At 54.1% G+C, this 24,498-nt stretch carries 18 protein-coding genes and 1 pseudogene; 3 read left to right on the forward strand and 16 right to left on the reverse strand.

The annotated features are described in order from the left end of the window. Window positions 1-21 precede the first annotated feature (21 nt). Window positions 22-779: pseudogene (locus tag PQU96_RS06055) on the forward strand (IS5 family transposase). 212 nt (window positions 780-991) lie between these two features. After that, complete coding sequence (locus PQU96_RS06060) at window positions 992-1,990, forward strand: hypothetical protein (RefSeq protein WP_272771344.1); 999 nt, start codon at window positions 992-994, stop codon at window positions 1,988-1,990. 119 nt (window positions 1,991-2,109) lie between these two features. Here the strand turns inward: PQU96_RS06060 and PQU96_RS06065 are convergent, their stop codons facing one another. The 16 genes from PQU96_RS06065 to PQU96_RS06140 form a co-directional block, all read right to left on the reverse strand. Then, window positions 2,110-3,381, reverse strand: coding sequence for a capsule polysaccharide biogenesis protein (locus PQU96_RS06065; RefSeq protein ID WP_272771346.1), 1,272 nt, complete (start codon window positions 3,379-3,381; stop codon window positions 2,110-2,112). A 35-nt stretch (window positions 3,382-3,416) separates the two neighbouring features. Then, complete coding sequence (locus PQU96_RS06070; RefSeq protein ID WP_272771347.1) at window positions 3,417-4,841, reverse strand: cytochrome P450; 1,425 nt, start codon at window positions 4,839-4,841, stop codon at window positions 3,417-3,419. Between the two features lie 4 nt (window positions 4,842-4,845). Beyond that, window positions 4,846-6,018, reverse strand: coding sequence for a hypothetical protein (locus PQU96_RS06075; RefSeq protein WP_272771348.1), 1,173 nt, complete (start codon window positions 6,016-6,018; stop codon window positions 4,846-4,848). Beyond that, window positions 6,015-6,371 (reverse strand): hypothetical protein, encoded by a 357-nt coding sequence (locus PQU96_RS06080; protein WP_272771349.1) that lies wholly within the window; start codon window positions 6,369-6,371, stop codon window positions 6,015-6,017. Before PQU96_RS06080 ends, PQU96_RS06075 begins: the two co-directional genes overlap by 4 nt. Before the next feature lie 13 nt (window positions 6,372-6,384). Further along, window positions 6,385-8,466, reverse strand: coding sequence for a capsule polysaccharide biogenesis protein (locus PQU96_RS06085; protein ID WP_272771350.1), 2,082 nt, complete (start codon window positions 8,464-8,466; stop codon window positions 6,385-6,387). Window positions 8,467-8,477: 11 nt separating this feature from the next. Then, complete coding sequence (locus tag PQU96_RS06090) at window positions 8,478-9,479, reverse strand: CgeB family protein (protein ID WP_272771351.1); 1,002 nt, start codon at window positions 9,477-9,479, stop codon at window positions 8,478-8,480. A gap of 2 nt (window positions 9,480-9,481) precedes the next feature. Beyond that, on the reverse strand, window positions 9,482-10,546 hold the full coding sequence (locus PQU96_RS06095; RefSeq protein ID WP_272771352.1) for a galactosyltransferase-related protein: 1,065 nt from the start codon (window positions 10,544-10,546) through the stop codon (window positions 9,482-9,484). A gap of 11 nt (window positions 10,547-10,557) precedes the next feature. Next, on the reverse strand, window positions 10,558-11,793 hold the full coding sequence (locus PQU96_RS06100) for a hypothetical protein (RefSeq protein WP_272771353.1): 1,236 nt from the start codon (window positions 11,791-11,793) through the stop codon (window positions 10,558-10,560). An 80-nt stretch (window positions 11,794-11,873) separates the two neighbouring features. Continuing rightward, window positions 11,874-15,842 carry a glycosyltransferase family protein gene (locus tag PQU96_RS06105; RefSeq protein WP_272771354.1) on the reverse strand — a complete coding sequence of 1,323 codons (3,969 nt, stop codon included), beginning with the start codon at window positions 15,840-15,842 and terminating at the stop codon, window positions 11,874-11,876. 22 nt (window positions 15,843-15,864) lie between these two features. Then, on the reverse strand, window positions 15,865-17,121 hold the full coding sequence (gene wecC / locus PQU96_RS06110) for a UDP-N-acetyl-D-mannosamine dehydrogenase (protein ID WP_272771356.1): 1,257 nt from the start codon (window positions 17,119-17,121) through the stop codon (window positions 15,865-15,867). Between the two features lie 55 nt (window positions 17,122-17,176). Beyond that, a complete protein-coding gene (wecB, locus tag PQU96_RS06115) occupies window positions 17,177-18,313 on the reverse strand; it encodes a non-hydrolyzing UDP-N-acetylglucosamine 2-epimerase (RefSeq protein WP_272771357.1) in 1,137 nt (378 codons plus the stop codon). A 24-nt stretch (window positions 18,314-18,337) separates the two neighbouring features. Beyond that, window positions 18,338-20,014: a polysaccharide biosynthesis/export family protein gene (locus tag PQU96_RS06120; RefSeq protein ID WP_272771358.1), complete on the reverse strand. Its 1,677-nt coding sequence runs from the start codon at window positions 20,012-20,014 to the stop codon at window positions 18,338-18,340. Window positions 20,015-20,019: 5 nt separating this feature from the next. Continuing rightward, window positions 20,020-21,147 (reverse strand): KpsE/RkpR family capsule polysaccharide export protein, encoded by a 1,128-nt coding sequence (locus PQU96_RS06125; protein WP_272771359.1) that lies wholly within the window; start codon window positions 21,145-21,147, stop codon window positions 20,020-20,022. Next, window positions 21,122-21,796 carry an ABC transporter ATP-binding protein gene (locus PQU96_RS06130; protein ID WP_272771360.1) on the reverse strand — a complete coding sequence of 225 codons (675 nt, stop codon included), beginning with the start codon at window positions 21,794-21,796 and terminating at the stop codon, window positions 21,122-21,124. Before PQU96_RS06130 ends, PQU96_RS06125 begins: the two co-directional genes overlap by 26 nt. Then, window positions 21,793-22,530: an ABC transporter permease gene (locus tag PQU96_RS06135; RefSeq protein WP_272771361.1), complete on the reverse strand. Its 738-nt coding sequence runs from the start codon at window positions 22,528-22,530 to the stop codon at window positions 21,793-21,795. Before PQU96_RS06135 ends, PQU96_RS06130 begins: the two co-directional genes overlap by 4 nt. Window positions 22,531-22,565: 35 nt before the next feature. Continuing rightward, window positions 22,566-23,549: a KpsF/GutQ family sugar-phosphate isomerase gene (locus tag PQU96_RS06140; RefSeq protein WP_272771362.1), complete on the reverse strand. Its 984-nt coding sequence runs from the start codon at window positions 23,547-23,549 to the stop codon at window positions 22,566-22,568. A 420-nt stretch (window positions 23,550-23,969) separates the two neighbouring features. Between PQU96_RS06140 and PQU96_RS06145 the strand changes: the two genes are divergently transcribed. Then, window positions 23,970-24,449: a YbaK/EbsC family protein gene (locus tag PQU96_RS06145; RefSeq protein ID WP_120810687.1), complete on the forward strand. Its 480-nt coding sequence runs from the start codon at window positions 23,970-23,972 to the stop codon at window positions 24,447-24,449. Window positions 24,450-24,498: the final 49 nt, after the last annotated feature.

Here is a 24,498-nt window from a genome sequence, read left to right on the forward strand (position 1 = left end):
AGCGTCTACAAATGATTGCTCATGAAAAGACGATACGCGCTGAGAGATGACCAATGGGAACGCATCAAGGACTTGTTGCCGGGACGGGTTGGCCACGTCGGTGTCACCGCCCGTGATAACCGCCTGTTCGTGGACGCAGTGCTTTACCGTTACCGCGCCGGCATCCCTTGGCGTGACCTCCCCGCGCGCTTCGGAGACTTTCGGGTAGTTCATCTGCGCCATTCGCGCTGGAGCAAGCGTGGCGTGTGGGCCCGACTGTTTCAGGTGTTGGCGCAGGATGCGGACAACGAATACGCCATGATCGATGCCACCATCGTGCGGGCCCATCAGCACAGTGCCGGTGCAAAAGGGGGGCTTGCGGCCAAGCCATTGGACGCAGCCGCGGTGGACTGAGCACCAAGATCCATGCCACCGTAGATGCGCTGGGCAACCCTACCGGTTTTTATCTCACGCCCGGGCAAGCCTCCGACCTGGAAGGCGCCGATGTCCTGCTTCATGACACGCCTGCCGATCTGGTGATTGCCGACAAGGCTTACGACGCTCAGGCCCGGGTGGTGGCACCGCTCATCCAGGCTGGCAAGACGGTGGTGATTCCCTGCCTGCGGACGCGTGCCATACAGCGTGACTATGACCGGCACTTGTACAAAGCCCGCCATCTGATCGAGAACTTCTTTGCCCGACTGAAGCAATACCGGGCTATCGCCACACGTTACGACAAGATCGCCATCAACTTCCTTGGGGGTATCCATCTGGCGGCTGCCCTTATTTGGCTCAATTGATGACAGGCCCTAGCCCGACCCGGCCGGTACATTCGCAATACCGCCCGGACGACCTAGAATAAAAGCATGACGCACCGTTGGCATGCCGCTCCCGGGGAGCGCACCCAGCGTTTGCGTCGGCCATCCGCTCACGGATGACGGCAGCGGCGCAAAGCCCGCCGCCGCCCTGTCCGGCATCGTCACCGCGGTTTATTTCCTTCGGGAGACCCCAAATGCGCCATCTCCTTCTTGCCTTGTGCCTGCTGCTCCCGGCGGCACCCAGCCAGGCCCAGATCAGCATCGGCATTGGCATCGAGCTGCCCGGCATCAGCATCGGCATCAACCTGCCGGCGTACCCGGCGATGGTGCGGGTGCCGGGTTACCCGGTCTACTACGCGCCCCGCCTCAACCTGAATTTCTTTTTCTACGACGGGCTGTACTGGGTGTACTCGGACGACCGTTGGTATGCCAGCGACTGGTACAACGGACCGTGGTGGGAGGTAGAGCCGGCCTACATGCCGTTGTTCGTGCTAAGGGTGCCGATCCGCTACTACCGCCGCCCGCCGATGCACTTCCGCTACTGGCGCGCCGACCGCGCACCGCGCTGGGACGAGCACTGGGGACAAGACTGGAGCCGGCAGCATCGCGACTGGGACCGCTGGGACCGCCGTGCCGCGCCGCCCCCCGCGCCCCTGCCCGACTACCAGCGGCAGTTTCCGGAGCGCAACTACCCTAGCGCCACCGAGCAACGACAGGACATCCGCGAGCAGTACTACCGCTACCAGCCGCGCGAAGCGGTAACGCAACAGCACTTCCAGCAACGCAACAGCCCGAGCCAGCAGCGGATCGAGCCGCAACGGCGCCCGGACGTGCGACAGTCGCCGGGTAGGCAAGCGCCAGAAAACGACGAGCAGCGACGCCCCGCACCAAACCGCTCCCGGAACGAGGCACAGCCACAGCGACCCGATACATGGCAAGCGCCTGGCCGGCAGCCACAGCGGGAGATGCCACGGCAGCCCGCCCCGAACCAGCCGCGAATCGTGCCGCAGCAGCAGCGACCCGACATGCAGCGGCAACCGCAGGGCGGCGCGGACTACCTCCGTACCGAACCACGACGGCCGCATCCGGAAGGTGCCCCCCAGCAACGGCAACCGTCCCGTGGCACGCCGCCATCCGGAGATGAGCTGCTGCTTGAACGGCAGCAGCAGCGCGACCGCGACCGGTACAACTGAGCCGCACCGGCCACTGCCCGACCCTACAGGACAAACCGCCGCCCCCGCGGCGGTTTGCTTGCCTGGCCCTTGCGGCCAACCTTTGTCCACTACACCGCTTTCCAGCGAAGATCATAGTGTCAGTGGATCGAGGCTCTTTTTGCTCTTTTTCTTGGGCGCTTCGCTGACAGCCCAGCAAGAGGTGCCCGCTCACCTGCTTGCGGGTTAACTACCTTGAGTTGACGTAATTGGGACATGCCTGCCGTCATCCAGTGCGAGCGGCCGTAAAACGCACCATTCAGTTGGGTCTTCTCAATCAGGGTTGCCCTGAATCGCAGGTAGAGCTCACGACTCACCGGCTCTGGATTGCGCCAGAAATGTTGCAAGCCACTCTGATGGGTTAGACCAGTCAGATCATACAAGGCACGGCCCAGCACAATACACGGTTTGCCGTGATACAAGGCCTGTAGTCCAACCGTGCTATTGATTGTCACCAGCCCGCATGCATGCTTGATCAGCGTAGGAAGGTGCACATCGTGAAGGTAATGCACCCTCCCCGAAAGACCTGTGCTGGCAGCAATCGAACTGATCAGTTTCCCGTAATGGTGATACCCGCGATCAAGCGGGTGATGCTTGATGACCAGATGCATATCGGATGCGGCATGACGAGCAAAGGAGTCCATCACGTGGCGAATGAAGTGTGAAACATCATCGAAATCACTGTGATGATGTACCTGACTGTCATTATGAACCTGCAGCACCTGCAGGAAATAACGTTGATCCAGCTTTTCAACGAGAAAGTCCTGTTGGTGCCGGTCGCGCCAGCGATATAAGTGCTTGCGATAGCCCGAACGAATCCACACTAGCCCCTCGCGCAGCACCGAAAAATCCCGGTGATGCCGGTAGTGCGGAAACCAGGGTCGGGCAAGGCTTGCGGCTGCGTAGTAGGCCATGGCAGAAATGGCCATCTTCCAAAAACTATTACCCGTAGGAAGCGGCTTTTCAGGCTCACGGACCGGGTGAGCAGCCAGCTGTGCTGGCGTGTCTTGCCAGAGAGGGGAATGGGCGTTTACACCATCTTCTTCCAGGGTGATGTAGTCTGGCCTGAGATATCCTTCCTCAAAAGCAAAAAAGCCCTTTCCTTTTTCTTTGGCCACGGCCGCCGCATGACGATGATAGGTACGACAGTCGCCAAAGCACACCATCGCGTCAACCTGCTGTTCATGCAATAGCCGTCCTAGCCATAGAGGAAAGTCCTCCAGGCGACCACGGTAATTGAATACATCCTCATCGCGATAAAACAGGTTGTCACCGCCATTGAAGTTGACCTTCAATACCCGCACACCCTGTGCACGCAACCAGCAGGCAAAGCGGTAAAAGAAAAAGCCCATTGGCCCCTGCAGCAATAGCACGGTCCGGTGATGCTGCAGCAATGTCGCCAACGCCCTCACTGCCCACACTCCACACGATCACGCTGCCCCGCCGCGCACGTCACACCCTGTACCGGTGCCACTCGCCGCGTTAGCCTGAGCCAGATACCGTTGCCGGAACGAATGGTCACCCGCCCCACCGGCTTTGGCTCGAAGCCATCGACAATACCGATATGGAAGCTGCGCACGATACTGGCCAGAATCAGCAAGGCCTCCTGTGTAGCAAAAGCGGCGCCAGGACATACCCGTGGACCATTGCTGAAAGGCATGTAGGCACACTTGAGCGACTCCTTGCCTGCCGCCGTTTCAAAGCGATCCGGATCGAACTCGTCCGGACGCTCCCACAACTCGCGGTGCCGATGGATCAACCACGGTGAAATCATGATGGGAGAGCCGGCCTTGACGGTCTTGTTGCGAATACACTGCGTCTCGCTTGCCTCTCGGACAAAGAAGCCTACCGGCGGATAAAGACGCAATGCCTCACGGAAAACATCGCGTGTCATCGGCAGGCGTTTTGCATCGCCAAAAGCAAAGGCACGCTCGCCGATCTCCGATTGAATCTCGGCAGACATCCGCTCTTGCAGATCAGGGCAACGCGACATCAGGTACAGCGACCAGCCCAGTGCGCTGGCGGAAGTCTCGTGCCCCGCCAGAAACAGCATGCAGATCTGATCGACCATCTCCTCGTAGCTGAAGCCATCGCCAGAAACCGGATCGCGAGCATCCATCAGTGCAGACAGAATATCCTGGGCGTCATCTTCTCCCTTGGCGCGCTTTTCATAGCGCGCAGCAATCAGTCTGGAGAGAATGGTCCGGATTTTCTGCGCACTTCTCTCACTGGCCCGGCGCGGGAAATACGCCGGCAAGCGATAAATCATCAACATCATTGCGCGCTGGGCGTGCCCCTGAAACTCGACAAAAGCGTCGTAAATATCGTGTGCATCCTGTCCATCCAGCTTTTCCGACAGAATCGTCCGGAAAATGATGTCGGCAGTGACATAAGTCATCTCTGCATCCACCTCATACGGCTGCCCGTCGGCTTGCGTATCCAGGCGGCTCAGCATGTCGTTCACTGAGTCCTGCATCAGTGGAAACACCTGTTTCAACCTCGCCTGCTCTAGCGCCTGATCGACCAGGCGACGCTGCCTCTCCCATACCGCCCCATTGGTCGTGAAAATGCTGGAGCCGAGCAGCGGCTCCAGCATGCGATGCATCAACTCGTGCTTGGGATACTCGCCAGCCTTCTCAACCAGAATGCGCCGCACCCACTTGGGCTCGTTGATCATGTAGATATTGAAACCAGGCTGCCATATCTCGCCCATTTTCATGCGATAGCTACGCTCAAACAGCACATCCAGCCACGACCGCCAGCCACGCAAGAAACGCAGCACAAAGGAGCTCTTGCTTTTATGCGGGGTAGGAAAAGGGGGAATAAAGGACATCGCTTCAGCTTTCCTTGACAGGGTCGGGACCGGCAGTCAGCCGGAAATAGTCGTACTCGCCTGCTACTTCACCTGCCATCAGGTATTGAAAGTGCAAGCGCAATTTATTGCGTTTCAAGACCCGGTACCTCGCAGTAGAGAACAAGCGGAAAAATCGAGCCGTCACCAGGCGCGGCTGTCCCTGATAAGGCGCCGCCACACCGGATATGGTCAGCGGGTGGCTACCGGCGAAACACAGCGGATCGGCTACCGCTGCAACGTCAACCCATGGCAAGCACTTCGCCGCGCCTACCACGGCAAGATCTTGCCTGAACACCATGGCCGATGGCATGAGGCTGAGTAGCGGAATGCACCCTCCCAATGTCACCAGGCGATGTGCGGGCAAGCCCTGTGGTACCATCCTCAACAGCCTGGCAGCCACCGACACCGCAAGCATGGTGCCGACGCTGTGACCGATCACCAGCACCTCGTCCACCGGCTGCTTACTGCTATCCTGCAGAATCCTTTCGGCCATGGCATCCATCCGCGCCTCCAGCATGTCGATGGGTTCTTTCCCCCAGAGACAAGCAAAGACATAGGTGCGCAACAGCCAGAACACACCACCCCGCTCGGCCAGCCGCAAGCCGGCAACGACCATGGCAAGCAAGGCCAGCAATCCAGAAGCCAGCGCCAGCGGCCATGAGCCGGACTGTGCAGCAACCAGCCATGCGGCAAACATGCCCGCCAGACTGGACAACACACCTAGCAGCGCAACCGACACATAGGGAAACAGTGCGCTGAAAAACGGACCGCGTCCGGCACGACGGATCGCGGCAAACGCACCATGCGTGACATAGCGGAACAAGCTGTGCACCCCGGCAGCCAGCACCTGGTGCCGTTTGGGTAGCCAATGGGCACGCACAATGTCGTCCCAGCCCAAGAACAGATATTCCGTCTCGACCTGTTGCCCGTCCCAGCCTGCCGTTACTTGCCAGCGGCTAACGCCACCGCTTTCGCGACGACGGGGGCCGACCGAGAACTCGGCACCCGACAGTGCCGCCTGCTTGCGCGCCTCATCGCGATACATCCGGTGATAAAAGGCGGCGCCGCGCGGATCGAATCCGCTCAGGTAATAGACACGGCGACGGGTAACCGCAGCACTCGACGGATCATGCAGAGTTGAGGCACTGGTTTTCATATCGTTTTCTTGTGCAGGCCTTTTTTCAGCATCAAATCGACCACCGGCTGTTCGCGCTTGTTGGCGCGCTGGCAATGATTCTGCTGAAACTGGTCCGTCACCCAGATAACGGTACGAGCCCAGCGCTTGTCTCGCTCCCGCCAGGCATGAGACGAAACAGACTCCCACGCATAGCCATTCAGCAAGGTCGCGTTGACAAAATGATCCAGCGCACGCACACCGGCACGAGCACGCTCGGTACGGCCGAAAAAACCCACGGTCACAATCAGCAGATACCCCAGCAAGGCAGATGGCACCAATGCCGACATCAACACAAAGCCGGCGGCCCTTTCTTTTACACTCTCAAATATCATTTCAATCCATTACTCAGCTTGCCGCCGACCCTACCAGCGCCCGCCAAAGTTCACGTAGTTTGCGGAACTGGCGCACCAGCCAGTAGCTACCAATAACGCCTTGCCCGTTGCTGCGCACCGACGCAGCCAGATGATCGACCACATCCTCCACCGAACAGAATCCCGTCCCGCTAGGCAGGCGATAGCGCGGATACTGGCACAGCACGCCATGCACCAGCTCATCCAGTGACAAGCGACGGGTCCGGTGCGGCAGCGGCATGTGATCGTGCGTCAGCCCCCAGCCGGCATAAAACGGGCCACCATAGCAATGCACGACTTTGCCTTGCAGCAGCGCCTCAAAACCTGCCAGCGAAGTCATGGTATGCAGCTCATCCGCCACTGCGATGCAATCCGCAATGCCAGCCTCCGCCGCCACCTGATCGGCAAGACGGCTCTGCGTGGCCGCATCGACCGCCCCAATCCGGTTGCCGGCGACCACATCCGGGTGCGGTTTGTAAACAATCCAGGCATCAGGGTTGGCCGCACGTACCATGCGCAGCAGATCGACATTACGGCACACCATGGGCGAGCCAGTACGGATGGAGGCGTCATCCTCCACCTGCCCCGGCACCAGCAGTACCCGTTTTCCGGCCGCCCCCGCAGGCAGGACAAAACCACCGCCCACGTTGTATTTGCTCAGTCGCAACCCGGCCAGACGCTGCCGCAACCGGCTGGCCTGCTCCCGCGACGCCTCATCCAGCTCACTCGCTACCAGCAGCCTCTCCAGGCGGCTATTGGAGAACGGATCGTAGTAGATACCGCTATCGTCAAGAGCCAGCGAGAGGGGCGCGCGCAGATCCGAGCCCAGACCGACCGAGCGCAGAAAACCATCCTCGATCCGCGACACCGGCGCACCATGTTCTTGCGCCACTTGCCATACCGCCATGTTGCCCTGCCCCCACACCACCACACGACCAGGCAGGCGGGACAGGCGGGAGGACAACTGTGCGGCATGACGTACAAAAACCAGACGGTTAGATGGGGTCTTCAGAAACGGCGTCACCACCGCACGCTTCCACAGACTCATCCCCACGCAGTACACCGTACCGCGCAGCTCGTCATTGAACGTCTTGTTGCGGGCCAGCCAGTCGATCACATCGAAAATCGTACCGGCCTTGCCGCTGGCCGGATCGAGATAACGCGTGTAGTCGAAATATGCCGCCGAAAACAACGTCTCCAGCGAACGTGGTTCGCGCCTAGTGACCAGACGCGCCCGCTCCGGATGGCGATCATCGGTCAAGCCCCAGCCGGCGTACCAGGGCTGGCCGAAACAGGCCACCGGCTTGCCCAGTAGCAGCGCCTCGAACCCCATCTGCGAAGTCACCACATACACCTTGTCGACCTGCTCCAGCAGCGACAACGGCGACACATCCTCAGCCAGAAGTTTCAGGTGTGCGCTGTCCGGCAACACCGTCAAATAGCCCTGCTTCTTGCCGGAGAGCACATCCGGATGCGTCTTCACCCATACCTCGGCATCCGGGTTCTCCGCGCAAGCGGCCGCCAGCATCGTGGTGAAGGTCGCCTGATCCGCCCCGCCCGCGCTAACCGAGACATCACCACGCGTCTGGTCGAGCACCAGCACTCGGCACTGCCGGGTAGGTGGCGGCAGCTTGCAATCAGGTGCATGGTTGTACTTCGACAGGTGGTAACGACGCACGAGCGCCATGGCGCGCTGCACTGCGGCCAACCTTTGCGCATCGGGAACCGATTCGCGAATCAGCACCTCCAGCCGTGACGGGCGGGCAGCATCGTAATAAATGCCAAGGTCGTCGATCACCAGCGACAGCAGCGGATGACCTGCAACGCCGAGACCGACAGAGCGCAAGAAACCGTCCTCCAGAGCAAGGTAAGGCACCCCGTGATCAGCAGCCCAGCGACGAGCTCGACGAGCTGTCGGTTTATGCCCCCATCCGACCATGGCGACACATCCCTTCACCAAGGGATTAAGCGAATGCAGAACAGGCATGCCCAACAGCACAGAAAGTCCGGGAATTCGGGCCACACCTCTGGAAAGCACTGCAATATGGCCTTGCTTCGCGGATAACATCAAACCCATTGCACCCCTGACTAGAGACCGACCGCCTTCACCATCTGCTGAAGGCGATGCTGCCATGTATGATTTTCCTTGATAAATAACGCGCCGGCCCTTGCCCGTTCCAGATCCATTGCCGATGGCCCCTGACGGAGTCGGGCAAACAGTTCTACCGCTTCAGCATCATCCTGAGGTGTGTAACAGAATTCCTTGAAGGCTTTCTCAACCGAAAGTGATGGATTTGTTACCGCAATCCCGCCACAAGCCAATATTTCCAACAGCCGTCGCGAACACATGGTTGGAGAATCTTCGATGGTGTTGACATTGAGCGATACCAGATAATCTCGGTACAGCTGCGGTGTCTTGTCATAGGCCACTGCCGGCAGCAGCTCCATGCCATCCCTGGGTAAAAACCTGAAGCGGGGATCAGGCAATGCAGAATGGCGGTTGACCACCGTCAAACCCAAGCCACTGCGACAGGCACTACCAAAAAGTAGATTTTGCCAGTAACGTCGGCGAGGGAACTCACCCCCATAGCACCCGCCGGCAAAAACTGCTCGATGATGCTTGAAATTGAAGCCAGTAAAATGGTGCAAGCTGTCATCAACTGCAAAACCAAGCCAATCGACCTTGGTAGTACTGCCAAGCACTGCGCGATATTTTGACAGGCACTGCGCATCCACCGTAAACACATAGTCGAACAAGCGCGCCGAATCGATGAAACGGTCGAAATATATACCATCTTCCTTGTTCCAGAATATGGTAGGAATACCAAGCCCTCGTGCATAACTCACCAGTCGCCGCAAGCTCTCACGACCAGAAGACCGGCCCGGGTAGCTAGCGATCTTGTAACGCCACGAGTTCCCTTTCCCCCGCCAAGCGGACTCGACCAACAACATATCCGGACGATAAAGAGGGAGCTTCCAGTACCAGTCCAGCGCCCCTAGATTGACCACCTGGCAACAGCTGGCAAGAGAGCGGACCGTAATATCATCCGCCACTACCGCAACAGTCAAATGAGGAAAAGCAGCTTTCAAGATCAATTCTTTAGTTTATTTTTCAGCATGTCTTTCAGGAACAAGCGAGGATTGATATAAAATTTGCGCAACTTGCGCCAGAATGGACGCTTCACCGAGACACCGTCGGCCCAACGCATCAATCCTGGGTAATCCGCCAGCGGGTACCCCGCCGCCTCCTGTTGCGAAATGATCCATGACCTGAAATCGGGCAACACTCCGCCGAGCGCATCGCATTGTACCACCGGGCCACACAACGGCCCCGGATTAGCCAGCATCTGCTCAAGCATTGCGTCATTGCTCGCCCGGCGGCGATGGTAAGGGTGCGTCAGCGGCCGCGGGTGCCACTGATGTACCAGAAAACGCCCGGCAAACAGATGTGGCAACGCATAGTAGCTGAAATAGCGTCGAAATCCCTGATAATCGCCCGGGTGCTGCGCCTTGATGTTGAGAGCATAGTCATCTGGCCGTGGTCCGATGGGGTAATGGCGGGTCAGCCGGTCAATCAGCTCCAGATCCTCGCCACCGTGGCCCACAAAGCGTTCATCAAAGCCGCCGAGCTGTAAAAACCACTCGCGGTTAATCAAAAGGCAGCTGCTGGCCAGGGCAATCCCTTCCACCCTGTGATTCTCCCCGCGCAAGAAGGACTCCAGGCAGCCCTGAAAGTCCCCGTCAAAGCGCTCCGTCTCTTCCTTGGTCAGATAGAGACAAGGAAGCATATCGAATTCAGGTTGAAGACTTTGATGCCGCTGCGTTGATTTTTTTAATGCGTAATTCAACGTTTCCTTTGTTGGCAAGAGATCTACATCAAAAATAAAAATATAATTTGCACCGCACTCCCTAACAATTATGTTTCTATTTTTCGCAGGTGAAAACGTAGCAGCACCACTAATTATCAAATTATCTTTTACGGCAATTTCTTGGTGAACATCATGAAAAATATCACAGCTGACTGATACATTCATTTTATTAGCACCAAGAACTGATGTTAAATTTTTCAGCCGCGAGACCAACACATCCTTCCCACCACGAGCTAGATCACCATGAAAACATGGAACAATATATTTTAACGGCTCTTCGTTATACATCAACACTCATTTCATAATTTTAATTCTATTTTTTTAAAACATCGACACCCATCATCAAGTACAAATGCCTGAACTTGCAACTTATCAGCACCTAGGTTGCGAAAATCAATTTTTAACGTATTATTCTTTGAATATTCCTGAATTTCTTTTATTCCACTGTACATTACATAGAAAGCAAAGAGCGGATTTTTAAATGGATACCTTGAATTAATCTGAGTAGAGATGACAATTTCCGCATCTCCCTTACTAACCTTTACATCAAAATCATCGACAGAAAAAGTAAAAGACATAGAATCCATTTCCTCGGATGCTATATACCCATCAGGCAAAGATAAATCTAAGTTTTCAACATAAATTTTAAGTATTTTATCTAGTACATCTCGAGATGGTGCGACATGACCCACACCAAAATCACCAACATAAATAGAGAGATTATTTTCCCACCGACCATTATTCCTTGTTATTTTATAATTCTGTGAATTAGCATATGGTAGTGCATGTGATTTCAGATGCCAATCGGTTCGGTTTTGAAGATATAAAATACGACCATTATTGTTTTTACGAAGATGACAGAGGTCGTGAACAATATTGTTATCAGATAGATAAGTGTACGCATCAACTTCAACAGGGCATTTGAACGCTAATTTTAGATAGCGTGAAACCGCCTCCTGATTATACAAGGTTATTGATGTTTGTGGATTCCATACAATAGCTATTGTGGGGCACATTAAAGCATCAACAATGCTCAGCGCTGCAAACCCCCCCCCTGAACCACCAAGCAATATAATTTTTCTGTTGGTTATTCTATGAAACAGATTAATTAAGAATATGATTCGATCTCTTAGGTCTGGCGCAGCAGAACTTCCAGCATACCAAGCTAGATTCAATTCATTGATATTGTCAACAGTGGGATCCGAAAAGGATAAGCTAGGCAACCCCAAATGGTTTGACAGACTCACCCCAGAGAAAAAAGGTCCTTTTTTTTCTTCTCTATTTGATACTGCACCATTAAAAAAAACAAGCAGTGGCAGCGAGCTATCAGCCCCATCAATGTTATTCACATACAAGTCAATGTCGTATTTTTCACTTTTTAATGTATGAACACCACTATTTGTTAAATTTCTGTCACTAGAAATCTCATCGAAATAATGTGAGTAATGTTCACACTTCCACTGTGCGTAATCTTTATTTGCTGTTTTTTCCATAGTCATTTCACAATATACATGGGAATGGCCTATTGCTTTCATTAATAGCATTCCATTCAGGCACACACTACCAATGGTCGTTGACAGGTGGGCTTTCCGTACGTGACCAAGTAGATTTTAATTTAAACTTTATTTTTTCCTGAGATATGCTCGAGTTCTCTCCGGATAATATCTTGAGTGGAGACTAGAGCGCGCCTCGATGCTGCTGCAGATTGCGATAAATCTAAGAATTTATTCTTATAAAAGTACATTTCACGAATATGTTCAGAGATAGAAATATAATCCTCAGACTCAGAAAGGCATGCATTGTTTGTCGATGTAAATTCAGGAACAGCGGCTACCGCATTAGTGAGTGGAACCAGACCTGATGACATTGCCTCATCCCGTGATACGCCTTGGGTATCCATTCGGGTTGGGCACATAAATAATCCATATTGCTGATGCAAAGCTTTAATTTCATGACGATTGAGAAAACGCCGTTCAATAATGACGTTCTCCAACCCAGCAATCGGCGCGAGTGTTTCGTCAAACAGTGGGCCATCACCGATGATCCTGAATTCAAGCTCCTTAAAGAACTCGTATTGCTGCAACTCCACAATCGCCTTAACCATCAGATCGTTGGCATAAATGCGAGAGGCATAGGGCCGAATTGAAAGAATTTTCTTTCTCTGATCGGCCCTCTTTGGCTTGTATTCAAAGAAGTCGGTGTCAATCGGATTGTGAATGATTGCATACTGATCCGCCGGGATCTGTATCCCCAGATCCTCCATGGATGTTTCTGCCAAATACCGCGACACAAACACGACCTTCAGATTCTCATGCATGGGGCTGAGCATTTCTCGCCACAAAGAAAGACGAGCATCACTCAGTGCCTGCGCTTTGGCATGTTGCTCGGGCGTATCATAGAGGAAAGCACGGCGCTTGTAGGACTGAATATCCGCACCGTGAGTCCAGACGGTCACCTGCACCCTGTCCAGATAATGTTTGACAACATCCCAGATCCCGCGGTCGATAAAGTGGATCACGATGTGCTTGTAACGGCCGTGTCGCAGTTGCACCTCAAGTGCCTCAGCCCCCCCCGTAGTGACATCAATATCCTCGAACTCATGGTAGGACAGCGCTGCTTCTGCCTTAAAACGGAAGACATCACAGGCAACGCCGGATTCCTTGTAAGCCTTAACACGGCTGTGAACAAAGGCGTTTTTGTAAAGGTCGTTATAGCTGGGGTAGTTATTGGTAATAACCAGATAAGGGTTGCATGTCAGTTGCTGGCAGGGGGTCTGCGGCTTGAAATCAAGAATGAGTGATGACAGCGAGGCCGAGCCGGCGGCATAAATCCGCAGGCCAAACTTGACAGACACCGTTCCTAGGGGAAGAGGGACCTCCACATTACGATTGGCAGGTTTCACCACATGGGAAATCCGCTCTTTGTTCCCATCCATAAAGAAGAGGACAAATTGCAGGTTCAGACCCGGAGAGGTCTCCATATGCAGACGCAGCTTGCCATTTTGCACATTGAGCTCGGACAGAGAGTGCTCTCGCTTGGCATACCAGTACTCATGCTTGCCGTCAGGCAATGAAGAGGTCAGTATCAGCAAACCGTTTTCCATCAAAGCAGAAACTTGGGTGTGCTTGGCCGGCTCCAGAAGTTCGTTCAGGGTTGTAGCGTGTAACGTGGGTAGATCATCGACCGCGCGCTCGAATGGCTGGCAATTTTCGGCGACCTGATTGAGCTCGGCCAGGCCATAGCCGGTGGTCAGTTTCGGCGCATTGAATGCATCAAAGCGTTCTGCCTCATCAGCACCATTCATGCAGTAGCTAAACTCATCCACCGAGAAGGCACGGGCATTCTCATAGTGATAGGTGTAAAGACTAGTGATCCACTCTCGAAGATTGTTTTCGGGGATCTGCGGGCCAAATGCAAGGCTACACCGAGCCGGCAGGCTGGACATCTCTTGATAGATGCATTCGCCATGATTCAGCTGCAGATTGCCATCCTTGAGCTTGTAAAGAGCGCCTTTCCCAATGACCTGGGCGTCGGTGTAACGCGTAGCAATGATGATATCAGTCAGATAATGGGGACCGTAATAGTCTTCCACCACCATGACCGATAGCCATGCTCCTCCACAAGTATCGCGCAGCCTGATCTGCTCGGCATCCGATGCGCTCAGCAGGGTGACATTGTCCTGAGGCTCTAGTCCGGTGGTATCCAGTCCATTGGTTGTCACGATAACGAGGCGCTTTTTGTCATATGTCTGACGAGTGAAGTGCTGCATCAAGGTGCCGCACTCTCCTATCGTTCTGGCATACCCAGTGACGCAGATTGCGGGCAGCATATTTTCCAGAGGTGTGCTGCTTACCTTGGAATAGATGTAGGCGAGCCGATCCTGGTAGGTATGCTCCAGCATGATCTTGCGCAGGGCCATCAGTCGTAGCTGCTTCACTTTCAACGGATTACCGGCGATGCTCTTCAACCGTCTGACCAACTCACTCCCCGAGTCACCCGTAAAGACCAGGTCGCCAAACATGGCACGGACCCCGCGGGAGAAGTTACTGACGGTGATAGTATTGGAGGCCAGCAGCTCAAAGACGCGGCGTGCAAACATCGACTGCGACTGCTTGATTGAATTCAGATTGATAGCGTAGTAATAGCCCTTGTAGGCCTTGTCGATTTCACTGTAGGGTAGCGTACCGACGATAAATGGCTGATACTCTGCCGGGAACTGGTAATTAGGATCGTTCTTACCATAGTTTCTGTCATATATTTCAACCGGTTTGAAACTGGGCAGACTCAGTAAGAAATCACCAAGATCACGGGTGCGATCAGGGTATTTTGCATAGTAAGCACCGGCAAAGCAGAACGCATCCCGACGTTGATAACTCTCTATTGGGTTGTTAACCTTTGGTTGGGCCGCGAATGGCAGGAAATAAACATGATCATGACCAAGTGCTGTCTTATATCGGCTGATGCAGTCAATATCCGTGGTAAATACATAGTCAAACAGCTTGGCTGTATTTAGGAAAGTCTCAAAATGAACCGGATCTTCTTTGTTCCAGAAGATGGTAGGCACATTCTTGCTGCGACACCACTCGACGATACTGACGACTTCCTGACTCATGTGTCCGACTTTACTGCCCCAGAGATCATTCTTACCGCGCCATGCCGACTCAATCATCAGTAATTCCGGGCGGAATGATTCGAGCTCGGTCAGCCAGTTCTGCGGAGTAAGCTGCAGCAGGTTGCATTCAGGCTCGTAGGAGAGATAAGTAAATTCATCCATAATGCTTGCGACTTTGAGACGTCGCAGTGCATTGGTGATACCATCACCAGTATCGAGCACAAGTTTTTCGATTGCACGTTCAAGATGAAGGATATCGGTCCGGGCGGTGATATCAGTCGTTTCAAGCAATGGCGTAGGTTGCATGCTCGGGGGAACAGGAATTCTACGCCTCTCCTTGGCAATTTTTTTCAATGCCAACAGCTTTAGGGGTAAAGAGAGGAGACCTTTCCAACTTCTGGTGGAAAAAATAAGCGCATGGCCAAGTTGGTAGGAAAGAGTATTTTTTAGATTAGCTGCTTTCAGGCGCTGCTCGCCCAGCTCGCCTTGAACACGTGCTAGTTCTTGTCTCATGTCATGAAGAGCAAGTCTGGAACGTAAAAACTCCATCTTCATGTGTTCTTGTTCAGACTGGATTGACTGTGTCACCGCCATATTGACTGACAGGGCACTATCTTTTTCCAAAAGGTTATTATTGAGCTGTTCAACCTGATGATTTAATAGAGCCAGTTGCTGTTCAATAACATCTCGTTGCTCAAGCGCCTCACCATATTTCTTTCCGATGAGCGATAACTCTTGCTTATAACCAGCAACTTGCTTGGTAACATTTCGGTATTTTATCCGAGCTTCGCGCAGTTGACTGGAGGATGCTTCAATTTCACCCTCTAGTATTTCAATTTTTTCTGCAGCCGCACTAGTTACCAGATCTAGTTTCTTTTCCAAATCAGCTTTGGACGTTGCAGTCACTTTTCTCTTAGTAACTCGATTGTTTTTTTGATTTTTCATTTTCACATATGATGTGAACGTGGCCATGCTAACATAGCCACATTGTTAATTACTGAATGGCGTTAACAAAGTCAAGTATTTTGCGGGACCTAGTGTCGTGCTTGGTCATGCCCAAGAACTGCTTGTGCTTAACCAGGATCACGATCACATCGGCTTGCTGCAGCACATCAGAGAGAGTGGAGAGCGCCACGTTATTACGGTTTTCCAGCGCGAGCGGCAAGGTCTCGATATTGGGCTCGACAGCCAAGATCTGGTAGGCAGAGTTGTTGGCCAGGGTCTTGGTGATATCTAGCGCAGGACTTTCACGCAGGTCGTCGATGTCCGGTTTGAAGGCCAAGCCCAGGCAGGCGATCTTCGGGTTAGCCAGACCAGCGACAGCCCGCTCGACCTTCTCGACCACATAGTGCGGCTTGTAGTCGTTAATAAGGCGCGCCTGGTGGATGATCTTGGCGGCATCCGGATTCTGGTTGACGATAAACCAGGGATCGACCGCGATGCAGTGACCGCCCACGCCGCAGCCAGGCTGCAGGATGTTGACGCGTGGGTGGCGGTTGGCCAGCGAGATCAGCTCCCACACATTGATGCCCTGTTTATCGCAGATCAGCGACAGCTCGTTGGCAAAGGCGATGTTGACGTCTCGGAAGGCGTTTTCGGTCAGTTTGCTCATCTCGGCGGTACGGGCGTCGGTGGCAATACACTCTCCCTTCTTCACAAACATCTTGTAGACCTGGGAAGCGGCCTCGGTGCTCGCTGCATCCATACCACCGATGATGCGATCGTTTTCGACCAGCTCACGGATAACCTGACCAGGCAGTACACGCTCGGGGCAGTGCGCCACAAAGATGTCAGGGATCTGACCTTCAGCCACGGTGTGCGGGAAGGTCAGATCCCTGCGCTCTTCGGCCAGCCACTTGGCCATCTGCTCGGTGGCACCAACCGGCGAGGTGGACTCCAGCACTACCAGGTTGCCCTTCTCGAGGATCGGAGCCAGCGCACGGGAGGCAGTCTCGATATACTTAAGATCCGGCTCGTGCTGCTCACCTTTGAAAGGAGTAGGAACGGCAATCAGGAAGGCGTCTGCTTTCTGCGGGGTAGAGTGGGCGCTCAGGTGGCCGTCGGCGACGGCCTGCTTGACCAGCTCCTCCAGACCCGGCTCAACGATATGGATCTTGCCTTGATTGATGGTATCGACTGCATGCTGGTTGACATCAACCCCGACTACTCGAATACCATTACTAGCAATAACAGCTGCCGTAGGCAAACCAATATAGCCAAGACCAACAACCGAAACAGTATTAAAATTCATAAAACCACACCCTATTTACAATATTAAGAATATTTATTTAAAAAATAATTATTAATTACGCGAAAATACGCTGTTTCTCGCCAACCAGAAAATCGACAATGCGCTGACTTGCTTGTCCATCTCCATATGGGTTATGTGCATGTGACATCTTGTGGTAACTAACCTCATTATCCAGAAGGTCGATGCAGCCACTAACGATACTATCAACCTGCGAACCAACCAGCTTCACTGTTCCCGCTGCAACCGCCTCAGGTCGCTCGGTGGTATCCCGCATCACCAGCACAGGCTTACCCAGCGATGGCGCTTCCTCTTGGATACCGCCAGAATCTGTCAAGATCAGCTTGGAACGAGTCATCAAGTAGACGAATGGCAGATAATCTTGCGGCGCGATCAAATAGACATTACTGATGTCAGCAAGAATTTCATTTGCCGGCCCGGAGACTTGCGGGTTGAGATGGACAGGATAAACAAAGTCGACATCAGGATAGCGCATGGCCAGTTTGGCAATTGCAGTACAGATATTACGGATTCCCTCACCAAAATTTTCACGACGATGCGCGGTAATCAACACCATGCTGCAACCTTCTCGCAAGAATGAAAAATCGCGGCTCACTTCTTTGCGTAAATTCAAGTCATTCTTCAGACGATCCTGAACAGTCAACAAGGCGTCAATTACTGTATTACCCGTCACCAACACCTTTTCGGGAGCGACCTGCTCTGCCAAAAGGTTAGCCATCGACTCTTCGGTTGGTGCGAAATGACAATCCGCCAGCACGCCAGTCAATCGGCGATTTCCCTCTTCAGGCCACGGAGAGGACATATCACCAGTGCGCAAACCGGCTTCAATATGGCCAACCCGAATCTTGCGATAAAATGCGGCCAGTGCAGCAGCAAAGGTCGTGGTAGTGTCACCATGAACCAATACATAATCAGGTTTGAACTGATCAAAGACATCGTTCATCCGCTCGACAATATCAATTGTGATTGACTGTAGGGTCTGACCAGCCTTCATGATATCCAGATCAAAATCGGGAGCAATCTCAAATAAATCGAGAACCTGATCCAGCATTTGGCGGTGCTGAGCAGTCACGCACACCTTTGTCTTTACTTCAGGGCATGCCTGGAGAGCATGCACCAAGGGTGCCATCTTGATGGCTTCTGGCCTCGTCCCAAAAACAGTCAATACCTTCATTTGCCCACACCTTTTAAATAAAAATCAAAGATTGAAAATCACTTTTGATGCAATCGCAATTTGGTAAAGAATCGCCGTTAAGCCACGGGTTATTTCAATATTCTTGGTTTCTACTTTAGGCAAAACCATAATTTCGTCGCCGGCAGAGATATCAGCAGAGCGGCTTAGCTCTTTCACTTCACCATTCTGTCGGACCAACATTACTTTTGATGCATCCGCCCCCTGGCTAAAGCCACCAACCCGGTCGATATAATCGCGGGCTTTCATCTCTTCTTCCCAACCCACTGCATTCGGGAACAGCACCTCGCCGTGCACCATCACCACCGACGTCTTTTCAGGGATGCGGATCACGTCGCCGTCTTCCAGCAGGGTGGTGGCTAGCGTTTTATCGTTGAGAACCACCTGCCCCTTGGGCTGGACATTGCGGGCACGCTTGACAAACTGCAGCACCAGTTCGGCTTCCTTCACCCGCAGATTGGCTTCTTCCGATGTGGCGGAGCGGGCCGACAGCACGCTCTCTTCCAGCTTGTTGAGGGCAACGTCCAGCATTTCCTTCTGGCGCTGTGCCACGCTCTTGCGGAACAGTTGCATGGCGTCGACACGCGACATGGAGTTGGCATTGATCTTGTCGAGCACATCCTTCATCGACGCACCGTAGGGCAATACGATAGCGTGCTCGCCGGAGTGGGCCCCCTCGATGCGGACCTGGATGGTGCCGGCGTAGCGGTCGGCTGACACAATCAGGCTGTCACCGTCCTGCAGCACAACGTTGGCCGCATCAGCCAATGGGTAGTACTCGCTGCGCTTTTGTGTACCCTGTCGTCGCACGATGCTAACGTGGGTGGCACCGGGCTTGGGGCGGGCAACCTGCAGGGCACGTGTCAGGGTGACGCTGGACTGGTCGAATTCGAAGTCGTAAGCGTTGAATACTTCTCCCTCGACACTGAAGGTGTGTTTGCGCGGGCCAACCACGATCACGTCACCATCATTGAACTGCACCAGATCAATATTGCCGTTGAGCAGGAAGTCGTACAGATTGATGCGACGGCGCACCACATCGCCACGCTTGACCACCACATCGACATAACTGCCACGTGCCGAATCGACACCACCAGCCTTGTCGAGATAAGACAGCAGCGAGTCGGACGCTACCCCACCGTACAGGCCCGGTTGTTTGACGAAACCGGTAACAAAAACCTTCACCGGTTGTGCCACATCAAGCGAGGCGTAAACCTGCACATTGGAGACATAGACGCGACGGATCTGAGCTTCGATCTGGCTATTGAGCTGGCCATTGCTCACTCCCGCTACCCGCACAGGCCCCACGTTGGGGACAAAGATATTGCCCTGCGGATCTACCACCAGCTGGCCATCAAACATGAACGCCCCCCACATGCGCAGCTGGATACGATCCCCGACGCTGATCTGGTAGCTGGGATTGAAGCCTGGCCCCAATGCGTTGCGGAACATGCCGCCGAACAGTTGCGCGCCGAACATGCGACTGGTCACCGGCGCGACTGGAGGCAACACCTCCGGCCCGGTTTCGACGTCTTTCTGGCGCAGCTGTGCTGCGGCGGCTGTTTGGCCAAATCCTGCTACATTGTCCGTTCCCGCTTGCGGGAGCAGTGATATCGCACTGGCTGGCGTGATCATCCCTGCCAGCATCAGTGCAAGGGGGATGGTTTTGTTGATTGGTTTCATCGGACTCAGTCTTTGTGATCTTCGACGATGGCGATCACCAGCTTGGTTACGCCATACAGCAAGAACAGGCACAGCAACAGCGTGCCCAGAATGTGGAATTTGCGCGGGTATTCAGCTTCTTCTGCCAGTTGGGGCGACACCACCACCACCAGGTTTTTCAGCTTGCGCGCGGCTTCGATGCGGATTTTCTCGACAGCAGTGAGCGACAGCCTGTAGAGATCGGCATTGAACTCGGCCTGCGCTTTGAGCTCCTGGAACTGGGCCGCCTTGCGGTTGAGTTTGTCGCCTTCTGGCGCGGTGAGCTTGGCTTTTTCCGCCGATATCTGCTCACGCAAGGCATTGATACCGTTACTGATACCCTGCACCTGCGGCGCATCAGTATTCAGGTAGGTCTGTAGGTTGCGCTGCTCGGCTTCCATCTGGGCGAGGCGCGCCTCCATCTCGGCAATCAGCTTGCTGGCGGCCTCGGCCTTGGCCTGTGGGTCAAGCACGCCGTTCTTGTTCTGGTAGGCAAGCAGTCGCTCCCGGGCACTATTCAATCGAGCATAGGACTGATCGAGCTCGCTCTGTGCATAGCGCATCTGTTCGCGGGCGATGCCATGCGAAAGCTCGTTGATGAAACGTTCCGACTCGGCCAGTACCGCCTTGTTGAAGCGCAAGGCGAAAACTGGAGTGAAACCGATGGTCCGGATGGTCAACAGCGAGCTTTTATCGTCGTAGCCGACCTCAACACGATTGCGGTAATACTCGAGAAATGCTTCTTGCGTGGCATCGGCCGGCAGATGGTGCAACAGGTCGAACCCTGCACTGCCGAACTCGTGGCGCAACTTCAGTTGTGCATCCAGCCTTTTCAGCATGTCGAGCGACAGGATGTACTCCTTGAGATACATCGCATCCTCGCGGGCAACAGGGTTGGCCGCCCCAAGCAGCATCCCAAGATTCAGTCCGGAGCCTTCGATATCACTGGAACGCTTGACCACAACGGTGGCCTGACTTACATAGCGATCTTTCGCAACGGCAACCAGATAGACAGCCGTGCACAGCATCGGCAGCACGATGAGCCACAGGAGCAGGTTCGCTTTACCCGGCGTACGCCGGAAGAGCAGGTCAGGCAGGCTTTTTATCAACTTCATGGGAGAGGTAGGTTTCGATGGCTTCATCAATGTTTTCGAAGTAGTGCGCGCCCTGGCGGTCAAGCAGTACCGCCACATCGCAGAATTGTTTGAGCGACCCAAGACTATGGGACACCATTATGAAATTGGCCTGTTCACGCTTTTGCGCCATCAGCGCTGCGCTCTTAGCCTTGAATGCCGCATCGCCCACCGCGGTCACTTCGTCGATCAGGTAGTAATCGAAGTCGAAAGCCATGCTGAGGCCGAAAGCCAGCCGCGAACGCATGCCGGACGAATAGCTCTTGACCGGCATGTCGAAGTACTTGCCGATCTCGGCAAACTCCTCGATGAAGTTCAGCTTTCTGGCAATGTTCTCCTTGCGGGAGTAGATACGGCAGACGAACTTGACGTTTTCACGCCCGGTCATGCTGCCCTGAAAACCACCAGCCAGGGCAACCGGCCAGGAAATGGTCTTGTCGGTAATCACCCGGCCGGAATCGGGCCGGTCGATGCCGCCCATGATGCGCAACAGTGTCGATTTGCCGGCGCCGTTATGGCCGATCAGGCCGACGCTTTTCCCCGATGGGATCACCAGGTTCAGATCGCGAAAGACGTGATGGCGTCCTTTCGGGGTCCGGTAGGATTTACTGAGATTGTGTAGTTCGATCATGTGGTCAACATCGCCTCCTCTCGATGGCGATACAGCACCAGCCCGACGAACAGCATCACCAGAGCCGAGACCGCAAGATAGCCAAGGCTGACGTGTTGAGCGTCGTACTGGTGGAAAACGGCATGGCGCGCCAACTCGATGGCATGCACCACCGGATTCCACAGAATGTAAGGGTGGTATTGCTCTGGGATCGAGTGCAGGGAAAACATAATGCCCGATACGAAATACAAGGGTTTGAGTGCTAGCGTAACCACCTTGGCGATTTCTTTTGACATGTCCCCGACAATCATCAGTACCAGACCAAAACCGAAGGAAAACAGCAGCAACAGCAGTAGCGACACGATCAGCAACGGTAGGTCGTCCAGCCGGATCGGATCGCCCAAAGCCCACATCAGCACGGTCAGCACAATGTAGACCTGACCGAAGATCAGCGACTCGACCCAACTGCGGGCAATCAGGGTATCGATGGGTTTGACTGGCCGATAACTGAACAGCCCGCTATTGGCCTCGATCGCATTCAGGGAACGGGTGGCCACACTGCTGAACAAAAGCCACGGCACAACACCGTTGATCAGGAACACCGGATAGGAAATATCGGGCATGACACGGGACATCAATACCCCGAACAGCACCAGCGTCAGGCCTATGTGAAAAACCGGCTCCAGCACCGCCCAGACATAACCCAGACGGTACTCACCAAAGCGCGTTCTTAATTCACGCAGAAAAAGCGCCATTACCGTGGCACTTTGTACCTCTAGACCAGTTCGTTTCATGATGCGTCGAAGAACTTGACGATCCCGACAGGTTTGCCTGCCTGATCTATAGCGATGATCGACGACAGTTTGCGACTCACCATAAGCGACTCGGCTTTGGCAAACATCTCGTCAGCACCGATGGTGACGGGTTTGGTGTGCATGATGTCACGCGCAGTTAGCTGCTTCAGGTCTTCGTATTTTTCAATGGCGCGACGCAGATCCCCATCGGTAATCACCCCAAGCAACTCGCCCTGTTCCGAGCAGACCGTGGTGATGCCAACACAACCTTGCGTAATGACGGAGACAACCTTCTTGAACGAATCGGCAGGCAAATTGCGGGGGAGCGGGCAATGCATCACATCCTGAACCCGGGTCAGCAACTTACGCCCTAGAGAGCCACCTGGGTGATAACGAGCAAAGTCGTGCGGCTGAAAATCACGCAGCCTGATCAGAGCAACTGCCAGCGCATCGCCCATTGCCATGGTGGCGGTCGTGGACGTGGTAGGTGCCAGGTTGTTAGGGCAGGACTCTTTCTCGACCCGGACACTCAGTGTGACATCAGCATTACGTGCCAAGGTCGAGTTGACATCCCCAGTCAAGGCAATGATTTTTGCATCAACATGCTTGAGGTACGGCAACAACTTGAGCACTTCGTCAGTTTCGCCACTATACGACAGAAGGATAACCACGTCGCCAGACTGGATCATGCCCAGATCGCCGTGATAAGCCTCGCCGGGGTGAACAAAGTGGCTTGCTGTACCGGTAGAAGAAAGCGTAGCCGCGATCTTGCGGCCAACGATACCGGACTTGCCCATGCCGCTGACGATGACCCGCCCCTGACATTGCAAGCAAAGATCAACCGCCAGTACGAAGGCGCTACCCAGCTTGTCACCAATCGCGTTCAATGCGGCAGCTTGCTGAAAAAAAACATTTTTAGCCGCTTCGATGACTTTATTTTGCATCTTTAGTTTTTTACTTGAAAAATATTCTTTTAACATAATACAACAAACCAGACTCGATGTGAATCCGTAGAAATACGAACAAGCAAAGGCGCAGTGCAGAGCAAACTATAAACAAATAATTTAAAATAAAAACAAAATTTAAATTAAATGCATTAGACATAATTTAAATGAAAAATATATGCAAAATATTTTTTTAAAATCAATAGAAAAGGCAAGTAATAAATTTTTTTGATAATTCCAAATTAATTCAAAATGATTGCATAGATGTTACGCCTTCACACCGAACACTCCTCACAACACAACAGATAACGGCCACTGTCACCATCGCGTCAATTTACCCCCTCGCACAGCATCCAATCAGGCGGCATCCGATACCCCACAACGTCCACCGCAGGGGATGTTCAAACCCCGCCGACCTTGTCAAGATAAGCGCTTCGCTATCGAGCCGAGGTCGCCATGAGTCTGCAATCCGTCCGTGAATTTTTTGCCGCCCGCCAACTGGATATCGCCATCATCGAGCTGGAAACCAGCACCGCCACAGTGGCGCTGGCGGCCGAGGCGCACGGGGTCGAGCCGGGACGCATCGCCAAGACGCTGGCGTTCCGCCTGGGCGACGGCCGGGTGGTGTTGCTGGTGGCGCGCGGCGATGCCCGCATCGACAACCGCAAGTTCAAGGAAGCCTTCGGCAAGGGCCGCATGCTGCCGTCCGACGAGGTGGAGGCGCTGACCGGGCACCCGGTCGGCGGCGTGTGCCCGTTCGGCCTCGCCACCGACTTGCCGGTGTATCTGGACAGCTCGCTGCAGGCTTTCGACGAGGTGCTGCCCGCCGCCGGCGACGTGCACACCGCGGTGCGCATCAGCCTGGCGCAGCTAGTCGCCGTGGTCGACGGCCACTGGGTGGACGTGTGCCAGCCGCAGGAAACCGTCGCCGCCTGAGTCGCCATAACAACACGGCCCCGCCCGGGGCCGTGTCGCCAGGCAAGGC

It is taken from the genome of Vogesella margarita (assembly GCF_028548475.1).
Taxonomy (GTDB): Bacteria; Pseudomonadota; Gammaproteobacteria; order Burkholderiales; family Chromobacteriaceae; genus Vogesella; species Vogesella margarita.